Origin of the sequence: [Brevibacterium] flavum (genome assembly GCF_019317305.1) — a bacterium.
Classification (GTDB): domain Bacteria; phylum Actinomycetota; class Actinomycetes; order Mycobacteriales; family Mycobacteriaceae; genus Corynebacterium; species Corynebacterium glutamicum.
Genome location: NZ_CP079240.1, coordinates 799,790 through 820,329 on the forward strand (window position 1 = coordinate 799,790; position 20,540 = coordinate 820,329).

19 protein-coding genes are annotated in these 20,540 nt (G+C 54.4%); 11 read left to right on the forward strand and 8 right to left on the reverse strand.

Translation table 11 applies throughout. The annotated features are described in order from the left end of the window. Positions 1–9: 9 nt before the first annotated feature. Complete coding sequence (locus KW808_RS03865) at positions 10–1,335, reverse strand: helix-turn-helix domain-containing protein (RefSeq protein ID WP_003863624.1); 1,326 nt, start codon at positions 1,333–1,335, stop codon at positions 10–12. Between the two features lie 161 nt (positions 1,336–1,496). On the opposite strand from KW808_RS03865, the gene KW808_RS03870 reads away from it, so the two are divergent. Next, entirely contained in the window at positions 1,497–1,679 is a 183-nt protein-coding gene (locus KW808_RS03870; protein WP_003863623.1) for a hypothetical protein, read from the forward strand. Between the two features lie 231 nt (positions 1,680–1,910). Here the strand turns inward: KW808_RS03870 and KW808_RS03875 are convergent, their stop codons facing one another. Next, a complete protein-coding gene (locus KW808_RS03875) occupies positions 1,911–3,686 on the reverse strand; it encodes an acetyl/propionyl/methylcrotonyl-CoA carboxylase subunit alpha (protein ID WP_003863622.1) in 1,776 nt (591 codons plus the stop codon). A gap of 206 nt (positions 3,687–3,892) precedes the next feature. Continuing rightward, positions 3,893–4,783 carry a sulfurtransferase gene (locus KW808_RS03880; protein WP_003858271.1) on the reverse strand — a complete coding sequence of 297 codons (891 nt, stop codon included), beginning with the start codon at positions 4,781–4,783 and terminating at the stop codon, positions 3,893–3,895. 327 nt (positions 4,784–5,110) lie between these two features. Here KW808_RS03880 and KW808_RS03885 point away from each other — a divergent pair, with 327 nt between their 5' ends. Next, entirely contained in the window at positions 5,111–6,178 is a 1,068-nt protein-coding gene (locus KW808_RS03885; RefSeq protein WP_003863620.1) for a Cj0069 family protein, read from the forward strand. A gap of 78 nt (positions 6,179–6,256) precedes the next feature. Here KW808_RS03885 and KW808_RS03890 read toward each other — a convergent pair whose 3' ends face one another. Further along, positions 6,257–6,673 carry a DUF3151 domain-containing protein gene (locus KW808_RS03890; RefSeq protein ID WP_003863619.1) on the reverse strand — a complete coding sequence of 139 codons (417 nt, stop codon included), beginning with the start codon at positions 6,671–6,673 and terminating at the stop codon, positions 6,257–6,259. A gap of 73 nt (positions 6,674–6,746) precedes the next feature. Between KW808_RS03890 and KW808_RS03895 the strand changes: the two genes are divergently transcribed. Further along, on the forward strand, positions 6,747–8,897 hold the full coding sequence (locus tag KW808_RS03895) for an acyltransferase family protein (RefSeq protein WP_003863618.1): 2,151 nt from the start codon (positions 6,747–6,749) through the stop codon (positions 8,895–8,897). A 306-nt stretch (positions 8,898–9,203) separates the two neighbouring features. Here the strand turns inward: KW808_RS03895 and KW808_RS03900 are convergent, their stop codons facing one another. The 4 genes from KW808_RS03900 to KW808_RS03915 form a co-directional block, all read right to left on the reverse strand. Continuing rightward, positions 9,204–9,797: a nucleoside triphosphate pyrophosphatase gene (locus tag KW808_RS03900; protein ID WP_003863617.1), complete on the reverse strand. Its 594-nt coding sequence runs from the start codon at positions 9,795–9,797 to the stop codon at positions 9,204–9,206. A 4-nt stretch (positions 9,798–9,801) separates the two neighbouring features. Continuing rightward, positions 9,802–10,050, reverse strand: a complete 249-nt coding sequence (locus tag KW808_RS03905; protein ID WP_003863616.1) for an acyl-CoA carboxylase subunit epsilon — start codon at positions 10,048–10,050, stop codon at positions 9,802–9,804. A gap of 23 nt (positions 10,051–10,073) precedes the next feature. Further along, positions 10,074–11,687 carry an acyl-CoA carboxylase subunit beta gene (locus KW808_RS03910; RefSeq protein WP_003863615.1) on the reverse strand — a complete coding sequence of 538 codons (1,614 nt, stop codon included), beginning with the start codon at positions 11,685–11,687 and terminating at the stop codon, positions 10,074–10,076. A gap of 339 nt (positions 11,688–12,026) precedes the next feature. Next, on the reverse strand, positions 12,027–13,658 hold the full coding sequence (locus tag KW808_RS03915; RefSeq protein WP_003863614.1) for an acyl-CoA carboxylase subunit beta: 1,632 nt from the start codon (positions 13,656–13,658) through the stop codon (positions 12,027–12,029). A 111-nt stretch (positions 13,659–13,769) separates the two neighbouring features. Here KW808_RS03915 and KW808_RS03920 point away from each other — a divergent pair, with 111 nt between their 5' ends. From KW808_RS03920 to KW808_RS03955, 8 genes are read left to right on the forward strand one after another with little or no spacing between them, the layout of a single operon-like run. Next, on the forward strand, positions 13,770–14,636 hold the full coding sequence (locus tag KW808_RS03920) for a biotin--[acetyl-CoA-carboxylase] ligase (protein ID WP_003863612.1): 867 nt from the start codon (positions 13,770–13,772) through the stop codon (positions 14,634–14,636). 9 nt (positions 14,637–14,645) lie between these two features. Continuing rightward, the gene (locus tag KW808_RS03925) at positions 14,646–15,134 is read left to right on the forward strand and encodes a hypothetical protein (protein ID WP_003863611.1); all 489 of its coding nucleotides are present in this window, start codon (positions 14,646–14,648) and stop codon (positions 15,132–15,134) included. 56 nt (positions 15,135–15,190) lie between these two features. After that, positions 15,191–16,354, forward strand: a complete 1,164-nt coding sequence (locus KW808_RS03930; protein WP_003863609.1) for a 5-(carboxyamino)imidazole ribonucleotide synthase — start codon at positions 15,191–15,193, stop codon at positions 16,352–16,354. A gap of 39 nt (positions 16,355–16,393) precedes the next feature. Continuing rightward, on the forward strand, positions 16,394–18,280 hold the full coding sequence (locus KW808_RS03935; RefSeq protein WP_003863608.1) for a potassium transporter Kup: 1,887 nt from the start codon (positions 16,394–16,396) through the stop codon (positions 18,278–18,280). Positions 18,281–18,317: 37 nt separating this feature from the next. After that, positions 18,318–18,677: a hypothetical protein gene (locus KW808_RS03940; RefSeq protein WP_003858251.1), complete on the forward strand. Its 360-nt coding sequence runs from the start codon at positions 18,318–18,320 to the stop codon at positions 18,675–18,677. A 58-nt stretch (positions 18,678–18,735) separates the two neighbouring features. Then, entirely contained in the window at positions 18,736–19,233 is a 498-nt protein-coding gene (purE, locus tag KW808_RS03945) for a 5-(carboxyamino)imidazole ribonucleotide mutase (RefSeq protein ID WP_003858249.1), read from the forward strand. Continuing rightward, entirely contained in the window at positions 19,233–19,688 is a 456-nt protein-coding gene (locus tag KW808_RS03950) for a YdcF family protein (protein ID WP_003863607.1), read from the forward strand. Before purE ends, KW808_RS03950 begins: the two co-directional genes overlap by 1 nt. A 57-nt stretch (positions 19,689–19,745) precedes the next feature. Then, the gene (locus KW808_RS03955) at positions 19,746–20,540 is read left to right on the forward strand and encodes a thioesterase family protein (protein WP_003863606.1); all 795 of its coding nucleotides are present in this window, start codon (positions 19,746–19,748) and stop codon (positions 20,538–20,540) included.

Consider the following 20,540-nt stretch of genomic DNA (forward strand, 5'->3'; position numbering starts at 1 on the left):
GCTGCCTTTTTAGTTGAGGAGTTGGACAGGGGCTGGGCGGATAGATTCTTGACCCGATGGTGGGAATGCACGCTGCACACAGTTCTCCCGAGGACAGATCCGACAACCAGGGCCGATCTCTGCGGCGGACTCGGGATCCAAATTGAGGCCTTGGGAATACACCAAGCCTGGTGCCTCGCTGATATCGCAGCCCAGGCCGATGGCGAATTCCGCAGCAGGATACCCGAAACCATGAGTTCGACCTTTCACCGCGCGTGCGAGCCACAAATAGGTCCGGCCATCCGGCATGCGAGCAACCTGGCGGGTGATGTTTCCTTGACGTTCAAAAGCTCGATGCAGCGCCCACAAAGGACAAGTGCCGTCTGTTCGCGAGAAGTGGAACGTAGCTGCAGATTGCCTCTTGGAAATATTTCCTGCCCGGTCCGAGCGCACAAAGAAAAACGGCACCCCTGACGCCCCCGAACGCTGCAGCGTAGACAAGCGGTGGCACGCGGACTCGAAAGACACTCCAAACGCCTCAGAGATCAACTCGATGTCATAGTGCTTGTCCTGGGCGAATTCCAAAAAGCGGGTGTACGGCATGACAACAGCAGCCGCGAAGTATTGGGAGAGGCCCACCTTAGCCAGGCGGATAGCTGCCTCATAAGGGAGATCCGGTTGATCTGTGGTCAGGGTATCCAAGAGCTCTGCATGAGCAAGAAACGTCAATTCCTCCGCCAACTGAAAACACTGCTGCGCCTCGCTGAGATCTTGCCGCAGCAGAATCTGACGCGATTGGGGATCAAAGTGCCTCCGGCCAGTAATATCCGGCGCCCGGAAACGCACCGTGATGTTGTACTCCGCATCAAGCAACTGCGCGAGCCTGGTAACCCGAAGCCCCGGCTGACCAATGGCAGTTGCCAACTCCTCACCAAGGCGATCAAGAGAATCAATGTAGTTCTTGTGGGTGGCAAAATAATCCCGAACAAAATCATGCGCAGAACTATGTGCGGGATCGACCTCAGCAGGCTGGATAATATGCTGTGCCAACTGAGGGAAACGATCCGCGAAATCTAACAGATCATCCATCGACATCGTCGGCCCCTGATTCATAGCCAAGGTTTCTGCCAGTCGGGTAGCCGTGGCTGTGCCCCGGTCAGGGGAGAAATAACTGGCCTCAACATCGAACACTTTCATCAGTTGCAAAAGCACCGTGGCAGTAAGCGGCCGGCCATCATTTTCCAACTGGTTGAGATAGCTCGTGGAGAGATCAAGCTTGTCGGCTAATGCTGATTGGGTCAGTTGGTGGGTTCGGCGCAGTGCATTGATCCTTGCCCCCGCGTAAAGCTTCGACATCTTTTGACCACCTCCCGAAAAGCTTATGACCTCATGATTTAACTAGATTTACAAAAACCTTCAAATCCACACGACACAATTACACAAATTTTACCTTGTGCATTGAAAGCCGTCAGCCGATTAGCGTTAAAGAAAATAAAAAACCACAAGGGGAGCACACCATGAAAGACACCACCGAGATCAACTGGCAAGGCTACGCCGATGGAACCGCAATCCGCGAAGCAGTCATCCACTCCATTGAACGAGAAGTATCAGCGGGCGAGCAGCCAACCCCAAACGATCTTAAATTTCTCGGGCTGTTCCAGCACCGCGCCGGGTATGTGGGCTCGTTGATCACCGGTTAAGTGTGGGGAGCAGGCTGGCTAAATAACAATCAACGCAGCGAACCGTGAAAGCCCACAATGCGGTGTACATTCGACAACAAGATTTCCTGATTTTGACCACCTTTTTACCGAAATCTTGTTGTCGAATGTACAACAGGGGCCGGGGCCAAGCGTGTTAACCCCAATAGTTAAACCGGGCCACATCTGAACATCAGATGCGACCCGGTTTTTGACTAACAGGAATCCAAGAACTTACTTGATCTCGAGGAGAACAACGCCCTTGTTGACACCCTCGCCTGCAGCGACAGTAAGGCCGGTTACGGTTCCGGACTTATGAGCCTTCACAGGGTTTTCCATCTTCATAGCCTCGAGGACAACAACGGTGTCGCCTTCGTTGACTTCAGCGCCTTCTTCGACGTTGACCTTGATGACAGTGCCCTGCATTGGAGCTGCCACTGCATCGCCGGATACGCCAGCCTTTGCGCCACCTGCGCGACGCTTCTTGGCCTTCTTCTTAGGACCAGCGGTGCCACCGAGTGCCAGATCGCCTGGGAGTGCAACCTCAACGCGACGGCCGTTGATCTCCACAACAACCTTCTGTGCTGGGGTCTTGTCCTCATCTTCGTCGAGCTCGGAAGCGTCAACGTAAGGTGCGATTGGGTTATCCCAAACCTCTTCGATCCACTTGGTGTAGATCTCGAAGCCTTCGTCGTTGCCCACGAATGCTGGGTTTTCCACGATGTGCTGGTGGAATGGGATAACGGTTGGCATGCCCTCGACAACGTACTCTGCAAGTGCACGGCGGGAGCGCTGGAGAGCCTGCTCGCGGGTGTCGCCCCAAACGATCAGCTTTGCCAGCATGGAGTCGAACTGTCCGGAGATTTCGGAACCTTCAACGACACCGGAGTCCATGCGGACGCCTGGGCCCTGTGGCTCGCGGTAGCTGGTGATCTTGCCTGGTGCAGGCATGAAGTTGGAGCCAGCGTCTTCGCCGTTGATGCGGAACTCGAATGCGTGGCCGCGTGGAGCTGGATCTTCCTTGATGGAGAGCTCGTGGCCTTCTGCGATGCGGAACATTTCGCGGACCAGGTCGATGCCGGTGGTCTCTTCGGTGACTGGGTGTTCCACCTGGAGGCGGGTGTTGACCTCGAGGAAGGAGATCAGTCCGTCGGAGCCAACGAGGTACTCAACGGTGCCTGCACCGTAGTAGCCAGCTTCCTTACAGATAGCCTTCGCGGAGGAGTGGAGACGCTCGCGCTGGTCATCGGTGAGGAATGGTGCTGGTGCTTCTTCGACGAGCTTCTGGAAACGGCGCTGCAGGGAGCAGTCACGGGTTCCGGCGACAACAACGTTGCCGTGCTTATCGGCGATGACCTGAGCCTCAACGTGGCGTGCCTTGTCCAGGTAGCGCTCCACGAAGCACTCGCCGCGGCCGAACGCTGCGGTTGCTTCACGGGTTGCGGACTCGAAGAGGTCAGCGACTTCTTCCATCTTGTAGGCAACCTTCATGCCACGTCCGCCGCCACCGAAAGCTGCCTTGATGGCGATTGGGAGACCGAATTCTTCAGCGAAAGCCACAACTTCTGCTGCGTCTTTTACTGGTTCCTTGGTGCCAGGAGCCATTGGAGCCTTGGCGGTATCTGCGATGTGGCGAGCGGTGACCTTGTCGCCGAGGGCGCGGATGGACTCAGGTGAAGGTCCAATCCAGATCAGGCCTTCGTTGATGACTGCTTCTGCGAAGTCAGCGTTTTCTGCGAGGAAGCCGTAGCCAGGGTGGATGGCGTCGGCGCCGGACTTGCGGGCCGCATCGATGATCTTGTCAATGACAAGGTAGGACTCAGCGGATGTTTGGCCACCGAGGGCAAAAGCCTCGTCTGCATATGACACGAATGGTGCATCTGCATCTGGCTCTGCGTAGACGGCGACAGATCCGATGCCTTCATCTCGAGCTGCACGGAACACGCGGATTGCAATCTCACCACGGTTAGCGACAAGAACCTTGGTGATCTTCCTAGTCTCGACTGACACTAATAACTCCTGATTTAAATTGATGACTCAGTGGGTAGACACATAGTTGCCTGACCAATAGTGAATATTCTTGCACACTCAACCCCGAAGAGCTCAACCAGATATGAGGATTTACTCATATCTGGGGGAATTCCTCTGTTTTAGGCAGAAAATATGGCTTATGTTCAGGCAAAAAGGGGATACGCCTATTCTATGACACCAACACGTTATTTTTTGGTGTTTTCGCCAGTTTCGATCGGCATGCGAACCATATTGCCCCATTCTGCCCACGATCCGTCATAGTTTCGGACGTTGTTGAAACCGAGCAGATACTTCAGCACGAACCAGGTGTGGGCCGCGCGGTCGCCAACCTGGCAGTAGACAACGGTATCGTCAGCTGGGTTGAGATCGGCGTAGAGCTTGTCCAACTCTGCACGGGTGCGGAAGTTTCCGTTGGGAAGAACAGCGTCCGACCAATCCAGGTTGATCGCGCCTGGGATGTGTCCACCACGAAGCACGCCGGTGTTTGAGGTTGGGTTGCCGTGCTCATCCAATCCGGAGAACTCCGAAGGGGTCCTGACGTCGACAAGCGTCATGCCACCGGATTGCGTGAGCGAACCGAGCACCTCAGCCACGAACGCGCGCTGGTTTTCGTCGACACGCTCCACGACGGGGTAGTTGGCGGAGGGGTACTCCGGAACCACGTAGGAGGTGTCGCGCTCTTCAGCCATCCACGCGTCGCGGCCGCCGTTGAGCAGGCGGACATCGGAGTGGCCGAACAGTTCGAAGACCCACAGGGTGAACGCAGCCCACCAGTTGGACTTGTCACCGTAGACAACAACGGTGTCATCGCGAGCGATGCCCTTGCGGTTCATCAGCTCAGCGAAAGCTTCACCGTCAATGAAATCGCGGGTGAGGGGATCGTTGAGGTCCTTTGCCCAGTCAATGCGCACAGCGCCGGGGAGGTGTCCGATATCGTAAAGAAGGGAATCTTCATTGGACTCCACAACCTTCAGACCAGGGGAGCCGAGGCGGGCGGAAAGCCAGGATGCAGACACGATCCTTTCAGGGTGTGCGTATTCCTCAAAAGCTGGGAATGGGTCGAACGGTGCTGCCATGTGGGGTCGCTGCCTTCCATAAACGAGTGCATAAATGGGTGAAAATTAAATACTGTATCCCAGCATATTGGTTAAAGGTGTTTGTGTCCTTAATTACTAGTGGCATAGTTGGGAAGCAAAGAACATCATCTGTGCTTTATTGTCTATTTTGTCAACGTGAAAATGCCCGGCGCTCAAGCTCACATTCAAGCGCTTCGAGGTTTCAGGGTTTCCCACGTTGAACATAGAAAACGTGTCTAAAAATTCAGTTTTTATTGCTGCTGATCACCTCTTGAAGAACTCAACCCAAAAGTGCTTCAAGTTAGGAGAAAGTGAAATCCAACACCCATGAAAAAGAGCATCGTTGTATTTGAAGTCGAAGGCGGCTCCGACAAGCACTTCGACGGTCACCGTAAAGACACCATGCCTATCGTCAACTCCATAAATGATGCTGGCTGGCAGGCAGATGTTGTGTACTACCGCCCAGAGTGGACCGAAGGTCTCTTTGAGTACGTATCTGAAAACTTCGACGGCTACATCTCACGTGTCAACCCAGGCAACATCCCAGGCGGCGAGCGCGGCTACTTTGACCTGCTCACCCGTCTGTCCGAAGCAGGGCTCGTGGGCATGTCCACCCCTGAGGAAATGATGGCATACGGCGCGAAAGATGCGCTGGTCAAGCTATCCCAAACCGACCTGGTGCCATCCGACACCGAGGCGTACTACGACGTGGAGACCTTCCACAAGGTTTTCCCAACCTCCCTGTCCTTCGGTGAGCGCGTGCTCAAGCAAAACCGTGGCTCCACCGGCTCCGGCATTTGGCGCGTCCAGTTGGTAGACAAGGAACTGGCTGCATCCATCGAGCCAGGCACCGCACTGCCATTGGACACTGAAATCAAGTGCACCGAAGCAGTCGACAACCACACTGAAGTCCGTAAGCTCGGCGAGTTCATGGATTTCTGTGACCAGTACATCATCGGCGACAACGGCATGCTCGTTGATATGCGTTTCATGCCACGCATCGTCGAAGGCGAAATCCGCATCCTTCTCGTCGGACCACACCCAGTGTTCGTCGTGCACAAGAAGCCAGCAGAAGGCGGCGACAACTTCTCCGCAACCCTGTTTTCCGGCGCGAAGTACACCTACGACAAGCCAGAGCAGTGGCAGGAACTGATTGACCTCTTCGCAGACGCTCGCCCAGTCATCGCGGAAAAGCTCGGCGGCGACAACATCCCATTGATCTGGACCGCAGACTTCATGCTCGGCGATGTCGTTGACGGCAAGGACACCTACGTGCTCGGTGAAATCAACTGCTCCTGCGTCGGCTTCACCTCCGAGCTGGACATGGGCATCCAGCAGCTCGTGGCATCAGAGGCCATCAAGCGCATCGAGGAGTTCGCGCAGCTTACTGTTTAAAACTTTGCTTCTCGACGTCTCCCTCCCGCACCTTGCCAGGCAAGGCGCGGGAGGGAGATTGTTTTATCTGTGGTTGTTCTATTTGTCGAGTAGGACTGCGACGGACTCTGGATCCGCATCAGAGAGCATCTGGCGGCAACGATCGTATTCGTTGTCCTCACCAATCAGCTTCGCGGCAAGAGCTAGGGAAGCGATAGCCCGCAACACTCCCTGGTTTGGCTCATGAGAGAAGGGGACAGGACCCCAACCCTTCCAACCATTGGCACGCAGACGATCGAGACTGCGGTGGTAACCCGTGCGCGCAAAAGCATAGGCCTGAATCATCTCTTCATCATTTGATGCAGATTTGATAAGATTTTCAGCTCGGTACGCCCACACCAATGGGCTGTCAGGATGCGCAATCGCTGTCGAGGTCAACGTTGGATCGGCGCCGAGGGCAGGATCTTCCGGAAGTTTTACTGGAGGAGGGGCAAGCATGTCATTAATTTGAACCATGTCCCCAATCCTAACTTCAAAGGCAAGTGTGAGAAGATCATAGCGTTGTGCAGGATATGAAAAGAGGTTGTCGGTGGGAACGGCGAGAGGGCTTTCTCAAGTTCTGAAAGAAGCCAGACAAGGTGGAAAACCTACTTCAGCCACCCAGAAAGTTCCACGCTCCGGCTACAGATATGACCTCGATGGGCTCCGCGGCATTGCGATCGCCTTCGTAGTTTTGTTCCATGTTTTCGTCGGAAAAGTCTCCGGCGGTGTGGATGTCTTCCTGCTGCTGTCTGGCTATTTCTTCTTAGGGTCGCAATTGCGTTATGCAGATCGTCCAGATTCTTCCATCAACCCCTGGTGGCCGATTTGGCGCACGCTACGCAGATTACTTCCTGCGTTAGTGCTGGTGTTGGGCGTTTCCATGCTCCTCATCTTGGCGTGGGTGCCCAGACTGCAACGAATAGAAATAGCCAACCAAGCAGTAGCCAGCCTCTTCTATGTCCAAAACTGGGAGCTCGCATCCCAAGGTGCTGCCTACGGAGCAGCCTCTGCAGAAGTCAGTCCTTTCCAGCACTTGTGGTCCATGGCTGTGCAAGGGCAGTTCTACCTCTTTGCCATCTTGTTGAGCATGGCGATCATCCTGATTCGTCGATACCGCCCCGAATACTCCGCAGTGCGACTAGCGACTCCTGTGCTGGCAGTGCTCACATCCGTATCATTTTTCAGTGCAATCCTGTGGCATTTCATTGATCAATCAGTCAACTACTATTCCACCTTCACCAGGTTCTGGGAGCTCGGCCTTGGTGCACTATTGGTGCTGCATGCGCCTCGAATTTTGATTTCTGCGAAGACTAAATCAATACTCGCAGCCGTCGGTTTGTTTATGGTGCTATCCACTGGATTCTTCATGGATGGCGCAGAGACTTTCCCTGGATTCCCCGCGCTGTATCCCATCTTGGGTGCTTGCTTAGTCATCCTTGGCGACGGTAAAATCTCGGTCTTTCTCTCCCGAAAATGGATGCTTTGGCTCGGTGATATCGCCTACCCGCTCTACTTGTGGCACTGGCCTCTGCTGATCATTTTCACCGCTTTGTTCAACCAAGAAGAGCCATCCATCTGGCTGGGTATCGCCGTGATTGTGCTGTCCCTTGGCTTGGCGCAGCTGACTAACAAATACGTAGAAAAATCAATGCAACAGCAGGGAAAGCGCCCACTATTTAGGGAATCCCGCAGTGCTGATGCTTTGCAAAAGCTGCGTTCCTCCAGGCCGGCCCGAATGCGTGCGTATGCGGGCATCGCAGTAGTCGCAGTCGGTTTCGCCCTGACATCTACTCCGCAGGTGCTCTACCAACGAGTACTCGATACCCAAATGAGTGATCTCGATCCGGAGATCTACCCCGGTGCACTCTCCCTGGCGGGCTTCGATGCCCCCGAAGTAAAACCCAAACCAAACCCCTACGTGCTGGCCGATACCGTCTCACCCGCCTGGGCAAAAGGCTGCATGTCCGTCTTCGGCGACGATCCATCTGAACTAGCACCAGACAACTACGACGAAGATTACTGCGCTTTCGGCAACCCCAACTCACCCGTCGAGGTCTACCTCGTCGGCGGATCCCACGCCGAACAATGGATGGCACCACTCGACGCCCTAGGCAAGCAACACAACTTCAAAGTGATCCCCCTCGTCCGCCAATCCTGCCCCACCTTCGTGGTGGAACTCGACGGAATTTTCAGCGACGACTGCATCGAATTCAACGAAAAAGTGATCGAACGCCTCGCAGAAGTAAAACCCGACCTCGTGGTCTCCAACTCCACCAGACCGCTCCTTGAAAAAGGCCGCGGCATCGACGAAGTGCCAGAATCATACATCACGTTGTGGGACTTCCTCGAAGCCGAAGACATCCCATTCATGGGACTCCGCGACAACCCGTGGTTCATCCAGCCAGGAGGCGAAGGATGGATGGTGTCCCAATGCTACGAAGAAGAACAATCCTTGGTGGACTGCTCGATCACCAAAGACAACTTCTACGCACCAGTAGACCCCGCTGAAAAAGAACTAGCCATCAGAAACAATATGCTCGCAGTGGATACTTCACGATGGTTCTGCCCAGACGACCTGTGTATCCCAGTGATCGGCAATGTGTATGTGTACCGCGACGGCAACCACATGTCCGATGAATACGCACAATCTTTGGCTCCATTCCTGTGGAGCAATATGCGCAGGCTTCTGGTCGCTTAGGACTCTTTATATAGGCGAGGCTGTGTTAGGCCGATAGAAGCGGTTCTGAGAGGTCGACTTCTTTGGGGATAAGTGCCGGACATAGCGTCGGACCAAACGAGAATGCCCACGAAGCCCTAAAGGGGAGTTCGTGGGCATGTGTGTTTGGTTTCCGAGCCTCAATACCAGTCACAGATGCCCACGGATGGGGAATCCATCGTTGGTGGGCACTGTGGTTTGGTGGGGGACTCGAGACAGACCAGACAGGCGTGACAAAACTCTCGACGAATCGAAAATCTTGGCACGCCTGTCTGGTGCGGAAAGTGTTTACATGTTCCAGAAGTCGCTGGCGTTGAAACCGAGGCGGTACAAAGCACGGCGCACGACGGGGAGAGACAATCCGATCACGGATGAGGGGTCGCCTTCGATGGAATCGATGAACCAACCACCAAGTGCTTCGAGGGTGAACGCGCCTGCGCACTCTAAGGGTTCGCCGGAGTCGGCGTATCGCTCAATATCCACATCGCTGGCCTCGGCGAAATGAATGTTGGTGGAGGAGGACTCCACGATCACTTCATCGCCAAAGATGATGGCATGGCCGGTGATCAGTGTGGCCTTGTTGCCGCGTTGTTGTTTCCATCTTTCGATGGTGGCTTCGCGGGTGTGGGGCTTGCCTTGGAGGGTGGCGTCGATAAGCAGCATGGAATCGCCACCGATGACGACGTCGCCCGGATAGGACGGCGCAACCACCTGTGCTTTAGCCAGCGCAAGCTGGCGGACGATCTCCTCCGGCGCAGAGCCGTTGAGGGAGTGAAGGAGCACGTCCTCATCAACATCAGCTGGGTGGATGAGAGGCTCGACGCCCGCCGAATTGAGGATTTTTCGGCGGGACGGGGACTGCGAAGCGAGAACGATCTGCATGTAACTAGAAGAAATTCACATTCTGAAACGCGCTGGGGTTAAACGTGTTCGGGCGAGACAGACGCTCATCCAGGTTGCCCCAGTTGTTGCGGTCCTTGCTTGCCGACACCATCTGCTGTGCGGCGGCAGCTTTAGCCAAACCAGCGAACACCACGGTCAAGGCAGCAACCTCTTGATCGGTTGGGTTGCCAGATACGATCTGCAGAAAAGGCTTCTCTGCAGCCTTGGTGTCCTGAGTGATTTCTTCAGACATGGTTCTCCTTAAAAAAACAGTTTCTATAGTGGGATGTTACCGTGCTTTTTAGCAGGAACATTGACCACCTTGCGATCCAGCAGACGCAGACCCTCAATGATCTGGCCGCGGGTCTCAGAAGGTGGGATAACGGCATCAACCAGGCCACGCTCAGCTGCGACATAAGGGTTGACCAGAGTTTCTTCGTACTCCTGCTCGTAGCCCTTCATGACCTCAGCAACGTCCTTGCCTTCGGTGGCAGCCTGCTTGAGTTCCTTGCGGTAAATAAATCCAACAGCACCTGAAGCACCCATGACGGCGATCTGTGCGGTAGGCCAAGCGAATACGAGGTCAGCGCCCATATCCTTGGAACCCATCACGCAGTACGCTCCGCCGTAGGACTTGCGGGTGATGACGGTGATCTTGCCGACGGTTGCTTCAGCGTAAGCGTAAAGCAGCTTTGCGCCGCGGCGGATGATGCCGTCGAATTCCTGGTTGGTGCCAGGCAGGAAGCCTGGAACGTCCACGAACTCAAGGATTGGGATGTTGAACGCATCGCAGGTGCGGATGAAACGGGCAGCCTTCTCAGATGCCTTAATATCCAAGCAGCCAGCGAACTGGGTTGGCTGGTTAGCCACGATGCCAACAGAACGGCCCTCAACGCGAGCGAAGCCACACAGGATGTTCTCTGCGTAGTCTTCCTGGATCTCGAAGAACTCGGCGTCGTCGACGATGCGGGAAATAACTTCCTTCATGTCATAAGGCTGGTTCGGGGAATCCGGGATGATGGTGTCCAATTCCAGATCCACATCGTTGATGTTTTCCTGGATGGAACCGATCATGATGTCGGCCTCCTGGCGAGGAGTTTCCGCACGGTTGTTGGATGGAAGATAAGAGGTCAGCTCGCGAACCCAATCCAAAGCATCTGAATCATCAGACGCAGAGTAATGGGAGGTACCGGAGGTAGCCATGTGGGTGTGAGCGCCACCGAGCTCTTCCTGGGTGACATCTTCACCGGTGACAGTCTTGATGACATCAGGGCCGGTAATAAACATCTTGGAAGTCTGATCCACCATGACGATGAAGTCAGTCAGAGCAGGGGAGTACACGTGACCACCAGCGCAGGCACCCATGATCAAAGAGATCTGTGGGATAACGCCAGACGCCTGGGTGTTGCGGTAGAAGATCTGTGAGTACAGACCCAGAGACACAACACCTTCCTGGATACGCGCACCAGCACCCTCATTGATACCGATCAAAGGCACACCGGTCTTGATCGCAAGATCCATAACCTTAACGATCTTTTCACCATAAACTTCACCCAAAGCGCCACCGAATACAGCGCCGTCCTGGGAGAACACACAGACCTTACGGCCATCGATGGTGCCGTAACCAGTTACAACACCGTCAGTAACTGGACGCTTGGCATCCAGGCCGAAGTTCTTGGAGCGGTGACGAGCAAGAGCATCGATCTCTACGAAAGAGCCCTCATCGAGCAAATACTCAATACGTTCGCGGGCAGTCTTCCTGCCAGCAGCGTGCACTTTTTCTACAGTTGCCTCGCCCATTGGAGCTTGAGCTTCTGCAAGACGGGAGCGAAGATCGGACAGCTTTCCAGCCGTGGTGGTGAGGTCAGGTTTGGTCTGTGCTGCAGTCATGGTTTCTTAGTCTAAATCCTGAAGGGTGAGAGTGAATAATGCGCTTGGTTGTGGTCGACGTACTTTGAAGGCGTTGTGCAGGGTTCTTGTGTGAACATACAAACGCCAAAATACGACCCACTTCGAGGGTTAATCCCCCTAACAGGGGACTAATCGTTTCGCTAACCTGTTATGTTAGCCCAGCGCCACCCCCATGTCTTAAAGATTGGGTGTAAAAAGTTGCCAATTTTCATTGGTATTTCTTTACACCCAATCAGTTAAGACGGCCCTTATCGAACTCTTATGGAACCCTTATCGAACCCTTATTGAATCCTTTTGAACCTTTATGGATTCGCCGATTTACAGTGGCATGTTGCCGTGCTTGCGAGCAGGGCGAGTGACGTTCTTGTGTTTGAGCAGGCGAAGGTTGCGGGAAATCTGTCCGCGGGTTTCGCTTGGCAGGATCACGGCGTCGATCAGGCCACGTTCTGCAGCGTGGTACGGGTTGAGCATGTGGTCTTCGTACTCGCGCTCGAAGGACTTAGCCAGAGCTACGGTATCGAGGCCCTTGGCATCAGCTGCCATGAGCTCCTTGCGGTAGATGAATCCGACTGCGCCAGCAGCGCCCATGACGGCGATCTGTGCGGTTGGCCATGCAAGGTTGATGTCAGAGCCCAAGCCCTTGGATCCCATCACGCAGTACGCTCCGCCGTAAGCCTTACGCATGGTGACGGTGATCTTTGGAACGGTTGCTTCGCCGTATGCGTAGAGCAGCTTTGCGCCACGACGCAGGATGCCACCATACTCCTGGCCTGCGCCTGGGAGGAAGCCTGGGACGTCGACAAGCATGACGATTGGGATGTTGAACGCGTCGCAGGTGCGGACGAAGCGAGCTGCCTTCTCAGAGGAGTCGATGTCCAGGCAGCCAGCGAACTGGGTTGGCTGGTTGGCAACAAATCCAACGGACTGGCCTTCGATGCGGCCGAATGCAATAACAACGTTTTCTGCGCGGTCTGCCTGGATTTCCAGGTATTCGCCATCGTCGGTGAGGCATTCGATGACATCGCGGACGTCGTAAGGAACGGTCGCGGAATCTGGGATGATCTCGTCGAGCTTCAGATCGTCAGCGGTGATGTTTTCTTCAACGCCGCCTTCTTCCTCATCGAAGTCTTCCAGTGGTGTGTAAGAGCGATTGTTGGATGGGAGGAAGGACACCAGGTCCTGTACCCAATCCAGTGCTTCCTCATCGGTCGCAGCGGTGTAGTGGGAGTTACCAGCGGTCACCATGTGGGTGGTTGCTCCGCCAAGCTCTTCCTGGGTGATTTCCTCGCCGGTGACGGTCTTGATCACGTCTGGGCCGGTAACGAACATCTTGGAGGTCTTGTCCACCATGACCACGAAGTCGGTCAGGGCTGGGCCGTAAGCGTTGCCACCTGCACATGCGCCCATGATGACGGAGATCTGTGGGATAACGCCAGAAGCCTGAATGTTTTGGTAGAACGTCTGGGAAATGAAGTCCAGGGAGACAGCGCCGTCCTGAATACGAGCGCCAGCGCCTTCGTAAAGACCGATCAATGGGCGGCCGGTGTCGATTGCCAGCTCCATGATCTTGATCATCTTTTCGCCGTACACCTCACCAAGCGCGCCACCGAATACGGTGCCGTCCTGCGAGAAGATGCAGACTTCCCGTCCATCAATGGTGCCCCAGCCGGTCACGATGCCGTCGGTTGCAGGACGCTTAGCGCCCAGGCCGAAAGCGGTGGTGCGGTGGCGAGCCAGCTGATCGGTCTCGATGAAGGAGCCCTCATCGAGTAAGTAATCCAAGCGCTCACGGGCAGTGAGGCGTCCAGCAGCGTGGACCTTCTCTACTGCCTTTTCACCCATGGGGAAATGGGCTTCCGCGCGGCGAGCCTTAAGGTCGGCGATCTTGCCGGCAGTGGTGTTGATGTCTGGAAGGTTGGCGACGTCAATCAAAGGTGAGGAAATGGTCATGTTTTGAAATCGTAGCGGTAGGCGGGGGTAACGTCCACAATATTTCCGCGGTGATTTACATCACTGAACAGGTTCGTGCTGCGTGCGGGTAGTTTTTAAAGGTAAAACTTTTTGGGCGTGTCGCCCTTAAAGCGCGCTTTTCGACGCGACCCCACTACATTGGCTTCCATGAACGTTGACATTTCACGATCCAGAGAGCCGCTAAACGTTGAGCTCCTGAAGGAAAAATTGCTCCAAAACGGTGACTTTGGCCAGGTCATTTACGAAAAAGTGACAGGCTCCACTAATGCTGACTTGCTGGCACTTGCAGGTTCTGGCGCTCCAAACTGGACGGTGAAAACTGTCGAGTTTCAAGATCATGCGCGTGGGCGACTCGGCCGCCCGTGGTCTGCCCCTGAGGGTTCCCAAACAATCGTGTCTGTGCTCGTTCAACTATCTATTGATCAAGTGGACCGGATTGGCACTATTCCACTCGCGGCGGGACTCGCTGTCATGGACGCGTTGAATGACCTCGGTGTGGAAGGTGCCGGACTGAAATGGCCCAACGATGTTCAAATCCACGGCAAGAAACTCTGCGGCATCCTGGTGGAAGCCACCGGCTTTGATTCCACCCCAACAGTTGTCATCGGTTGGGGCACTAATATCAGCCTGACTAAAGATGAGCTTCCTGTTCCTCATGCAACTTCCCTCGCATTGGAAGGTGTTGAAGTCGACAGAACCACATTCCTTATTAATATGCTCACACATCTGCATACTCGACTGGATCAGTGGCAGGGTCCAAGTGTGGATTGGCTCGATGATTACCGTGCGGCATGTTCCAGTATTGGCCAAGATGTTCGAGTGCTTCTACCTGGGGATAAAGAACTCTTAGGTGAAGCGATCGGTGTCGCGACTGGCGGAGAAATTCGCGTTCGCGATGCTTCGGGCACCGTTCACACCCTCAACGCCGGTGAAATTACGCACCTTCGCCTGCAGTAAGGTGACGGTATGGGGAATTCACTTGAGAAACATATTGCAGAGGGAGACCGGATCCACGTCGATCTGACATCTCCTCTATCCGCAATGTTGTTCCCCATTTTTGAACTCATTGTGATTACTGGAATCTGTTGGATGGGCATCGGCTTTTTGGATCAGCTTCCAGGAATCGATGGCACCAACCCCGCCGATAGCTTCCCCGAAGGCACCCGCAATCTTCTAGTGGGTGTGTGGGCAGTACTTGCTGCATGGCGTTTCGGTCTTCCTTTAATAAGGCAACGTCGACTCCGCGTGATCTTGAGTGATCGTAAACTGCTGGTCCGACGCGCGGGTCTGCGCACCGGGTTTGATTCTATTCCACTGAGCTACATTCAGCGAGTCCAACGCCGGCGAAACACCCTGGTCTTAGGTGTTGGTGGACACCACCGACCCTATGTAATCAACCAGGTTCCCAAGGCTCGAAAAGTGGAAGCGCTGCTCAAAGATCTTACATTTTGGTGAAGGCGTTATAGTTAGGACTTGTGACTTCTACAGGAAACCAAGCCCACGCTCCAGGAATGCCCATCGTCGCAGTAATTGGTGACGGCCAATTAGCCCGCATGATGCAGACCTCCGCCATCGAACTCGGACAATCACTGCGAGTTCTAGCTGGAGCGCCGGATTCCTCCGCAGCTCAAGTAGCTGCTGATGTTGTTCTCGGCGATTACACCAACATTGATGATCTGCGCGTCGCCATCGAAGGCGCCGATGTGATGACCTTCGACCACGAGCACGTCCCCAACGAACACCTGCACCAGCTCATCGCAGAAGGCGTCAACGTGCAGCCACGCCCAGAAGCACTGGTCAACGCCCAAGACAAACTTGTCATGCGCAAGCGTCTACGTGAACTCGGCGCACCAGTCCCACCATTTGCTGCCATTGAATCAGTCGAAGATGCAGTGGGATTCTTCGAAGCAGTTGATGGCCAAGTTTGCCTCAAAGCACGCCGTGGCGGATACGACGGCAAGGGAGTATGGTTCCCAGCCGATGTAGCAGAGCTTCAGTCGCTTGTGGCTGAGCTTCTCGACGGCGGCACCCCACTCATGGCAGAAAAGAAAGTTGCCCTCAACAGGGAACTGTCCGCCATGGTTGCCCGCACCCCAAGTGGAGAAACCAAAGCGTGGCCAGTCGTAGAATCAGTGCAGAAGAACGGTGTGTGTGCAGAAGCAATCGCTCCCGCACCTGAACTATCCGCAGAACTGCAGGAATCCACCAGGGGATTGGCCCAGAAGATCGCCACGGAACTCGGCGTCACTGGTGTCTTGGCAGTGGAGCTTTTTGAAACCCTTGACCAGAACAGCCAGCCAGAGATCTTTGTCAACGAGCTCGCCATGCGTCCACACAACACCGGCCACTGGACTCAAGATGGCTGCGTGACCAGCCAATTCGAGCAGCACCTCCGCGCAGTCCTCGACTACCCACTGGGTGCTACCGACACTTTGGCTGATTACACCGTGATGGCCAACGTGCTCGGTGCTGACACCGACCCAGAGATGCCCATGGCAACCCGCATGGTGGAAGTATGGCGCAAATACCCAGATGCCAAGATCCACCTCTACGGTAAGGGACATCGCCCGGGACGAAAGATTGGCCACGTCAACATGGTGGGATCCGACCTTGAAAAGACCCGAACCGAAGCCCTGGCCTGCGCATACTTCCTTGTCAACGCTCGCTGGGATTAGGTCTTTTCTGAGCGCTAGCATTTCTCCACTCAAAGGAGCATGCTTAACCGCATGAAAAGTGCGCGGCCAAAATCAGTCGCTCCAAAATCCGGACAAGCTTTACTCACTCTTGGTGCCCTAGGTGTTGTGTTCGGTGACATCGGCACCAGCCCCCTGTATTCACTTCACACTGCATTTAGCATGCAGCACAACAAAGTCGAAGTCACCCCGGAAAATGTGTACGGGATCATCTCCATGGTGCTGTGGACAATCACCTTGATCGTCACCGTCAAATACGTCATGCTGGTCACCCGAGCTGACAACCAAGGACAAGGTGGCATCCTGGCGCTCGTTGCCTTGCTGAAAAACCGTGGGCACTGGGGAAAATTCGTGGCAGTAGCCGGCATGTTGGGTGCAGCGCTGTTTTATGGCGATGTGCTGATTACTCCGGCGATCTCTGTGCTTAGCGCGACGGAGGGGTTGACGGTTATTTCCCCAAGCTTTGAGCGCTTCATTCTGCCCGTATCTCTCGCAGTTTTGATCGCTATTTTTGCAATCCAACCGCTCGGCACAGAAAAAGTCGGCAAAGCCTTCGGCCCCATCATGTTGCTGTGGTTTGTCACCCTTGCAGGATTGGGAATTCCGCAAATCATCGTACATCCAGAAATCTTGCAGAGCTTGTCTCCACATTGGGCCCTGCGCTTGATTGTGGCTGAGCCTTTCCAAGCATTTGTGCTGCTTGGTGCCGTTGTCCTGACAGTAACGGGTGCGGAAGCGCTCTACGCTGATATGGGCCATTTTGGGGCGAGGCCAATTAGAGTGGCGTGGTTTTGCGTCGTCATGCCTGCTTTAATCTTGACGTATTTGGGGCAGGGCGCCTTGGTGATTAACCAGCCTGAAGCGGTGCGCAACCCCATGTTTTATCTCGCGCCGGAAGGTCTGCGGATTCCGTTGGTTATTTTGGCGACCATCGCCACGGTGATCGCATCGCAGGCCGTGATTTCTGGTGCGTATTCATTGACCAAGCAGGCCGTGAATTTGAAACTGCTGCCACGCATGGTGATCCGGCATACCTCCCGAAAAGAGGAAGGCCAGATCTATATGCCGCTGGTTAATGGATTGCTGTTTGTATCCGTGATGGTCGTGGTGCTGGTATTCCGATCCTCAGAAAGCCTCGCCAGCGCGTATGGACTTGCTGTGACCGGAACATTGGTGCTGGTCAGCGTCTTGTATCTGGTCTACGCCCACACCACATGGTGGAAAACAGCGTTGTTCATTGTGTTCATCGGTATTCCAGAAGTACTTCTATTCGCCTCGAACACCACGAAAATTCACGACGGTGGCTGGCTTCCACTACTTATTGCAGCCGTGCTCATCGTGGTGATGAGGACCTGGGAGTGGGGAAGTGACCGCGTCAATCAGGAACGCGCAGAGCTGGAACTTCCCATGGATAAGTTCTTGGAGAAACTCGATCAGCCACACAATATTGGGCTTCGTAAAGTTGCCGAAGTGGCAGTATTTCCACATGGCACCAGCGATACTGTCCCGTTGTCATTGGTTCGCTGCGTGAAAGACCTCAAGCTTTTATACCGAGAGATCGTGATCGTTCGAATCGTCCAAGAACACGTTCCGCACGTGCCACCAGAGGAACGCGCGGAAATGGAAGTGCTCCATCACGCCCCGATTAGGGTGGTTCGGGTTGATCTGCACCTTGGTTATTTTGATGAACAGAATCTGCCTGAAAATCTCCACGCCATTGACCCAACATGGGATAACGCCACTTACTTCCTGTCTGCGCTGACACTTCGGAGCAGGTTGCCTGGAAAGATCGCTGGCTGGCGTGATCGTTTGTATCTTTCGATGGAACGCAATCAGGCATCTCGAACCGAGTCTTTCAAACTGCAACCAAGCAAAACCATCACTGTCGGAACAGAGCTACACCTTTAGTCAGGCAGGCGCTAGCCAACTGGGTTAGCCTAAAACGATGAAGAAAAATCCTTTGGTTGAATGGGTCTGGGTTATGGATGAACTCGGGGTTGGCTGGTGCCAATGCGAGAAAGATCCCATCACCGGAAAAGCACCGCATCCGGTGAACAAACCACTGGTTACTAAATCAATTATCAGCGCTCTAGGTGATGTTCCCGATGTCATGAGCAACCAAGATATCAGCCTTGTGGTGGTGGATTTGTGGAAATTCGACACGATTACGCCACCAATTGCAGAATCCCTCATGCGTTCCGTCAAAGCTGTCAACGGTGAAATGCACCCGCAGTATCCAACCGCGACAGCAATGGCTGCGATCAAGCATTTCTCCAACACTTTTGATGGACAGATTAACGCTTAAAAGGCCTGTTATAGACTGATAAACCGATACGTAACTTTTGCGCTTAAGGAGAATTTCAGTGGGTCCTCTAGTTGGTTTGATCATGGGTTCGGATTCGGATTGGGATACTGTGGCGCCAGCTGCAGAGGTACTTGCTGAGTTTGGCATTCCTTTTGAGGTGGGAGTTGTCTCTGCACACCGCACCCCAGAGAAAATGCTCAACTACGCAAAGACTGCACATGAGCGCGGCATCAAGACGATCATCGCGTGTGCTGGCGGAGCTGCGCACCTGCCAGGCATGGTGGCTGCAGCAACTCCACTTCCAGTCATCGGTGTTCCACGCGCATTGAAGGATCTCGACGGTTTGGATTCCTTGCTGTCCATCGTCCAGATGCCAGGCGGCGTTCCAGTCGCCACTGTCTCCATCGGTGGCGCGAAGAATGCAGGCCTCCTTGCCGTTCGTATTCTCGGTGCTGGTGATCCTTCTTTGGTCACGAAGATGGCCGATTACCAAGAGAATATGGCGAAGGAAGTTGAAGCCAAGGACGAAGCCTTGAAGAAGCGCTTGCTCGGCTAATGAATCCGATCGTGGTGCTGGGATCCAAAGTTGTTGATGGTCAGGTCACTGACTTGTTGGCTTCAAGGCTGGAAAAGGCCATTGAGGTCTCATCTATGACCCCGGAAGCACCCGTTGTGGTCAGCGGTTTCGGTGAAGCCGCGGCCATGGCAGATTATTTACGCGCCCGTGGAGTAACCAACATTGTGGAAGAACCATGGGCCACCAGCACCAACGAGAATTTAGAAAACGCCCACGCATTATTTCCGGACACACTACAGTGGACTGTTGTGACCAGTGGCTTTCATGCCTGGCGCACCTATTTATGGGCTTGGCATTTAGGGATTCCCATCAAGGTGGTCACTGCTCGTACACCTTCAGCTGAGCGCCTAGGGATGGCGATTAGAGAGTGTTTTGCACTGCCGCATTCCACACTTCGAGTGCTGTGGCGAAAACTCCGAGCCCCCAAGAGCTAGCGCAAGTGCTAGTCCCTAGAACTAGCCTCCCAAAATTACTGATAGTGAGGTTTTCGCATGTCAACTGCATATTTTATTGCGCACGGAAATGATACGTACCGCCCAACGGAGCATTCCAGTGGTGCGTGGCGCGATGATGAACTCCACCTTGCACCGGTTGCCGGTTTGGTGATTCACCATATGGAACGCTGGCGCAGGGAAGTCGTCGGCGATGCTTTTGTGTTCAGCCGTTTCAGTTTGGAGGTCTTGGGCCAGATCGCTCGGGATGATGTCACCTTGAGAACAGAGATCGTTCGTCCCGGGCGCACCATTGAACTTATTGAGACGGTCGCTGAGATCAACGGCAGAGTGACGATTCGTGCACGCGCCTGGTTGTTGAAGACCTCTGATCTTGCCCATATTTCTGGCGATACTTTTGAAGCATTGCCGTCGATGGCTGAGTTGTCAGATGCTCAAGCAGCGTGGCAGTGGTCTGGTGGCTTTATGGACAGCATTGTCTTTGTCGAGGATGCAGAGAAAATCCCAGGAAAAAACCGTGCGTGGATTACCGGCGATGTGCAGTTGGTTGACGGCGAAGATTCTGAGCCTTTGGCAGAGTTTTCCAAATTCTTGGATGTGGCCAATGGCGTGGCGGTTCGAGAAGATCCCAAGACGTGGATGTTCCCGAATGTGGATCTTACTTTCCATCTGTTCCGCCAGCCGGTGGGCACCAAGGTGGGTTTTGATACCCGCGCGGCGTTCGGACCCAACGGCATCGGTTTGACCACTTCGGTGATTCACGATGCCGAAGGTCCTGTGGGCACTCTTAATCAATCATTGACAGTGCGCCCAATTGCTGAGTTAAACAAGTGA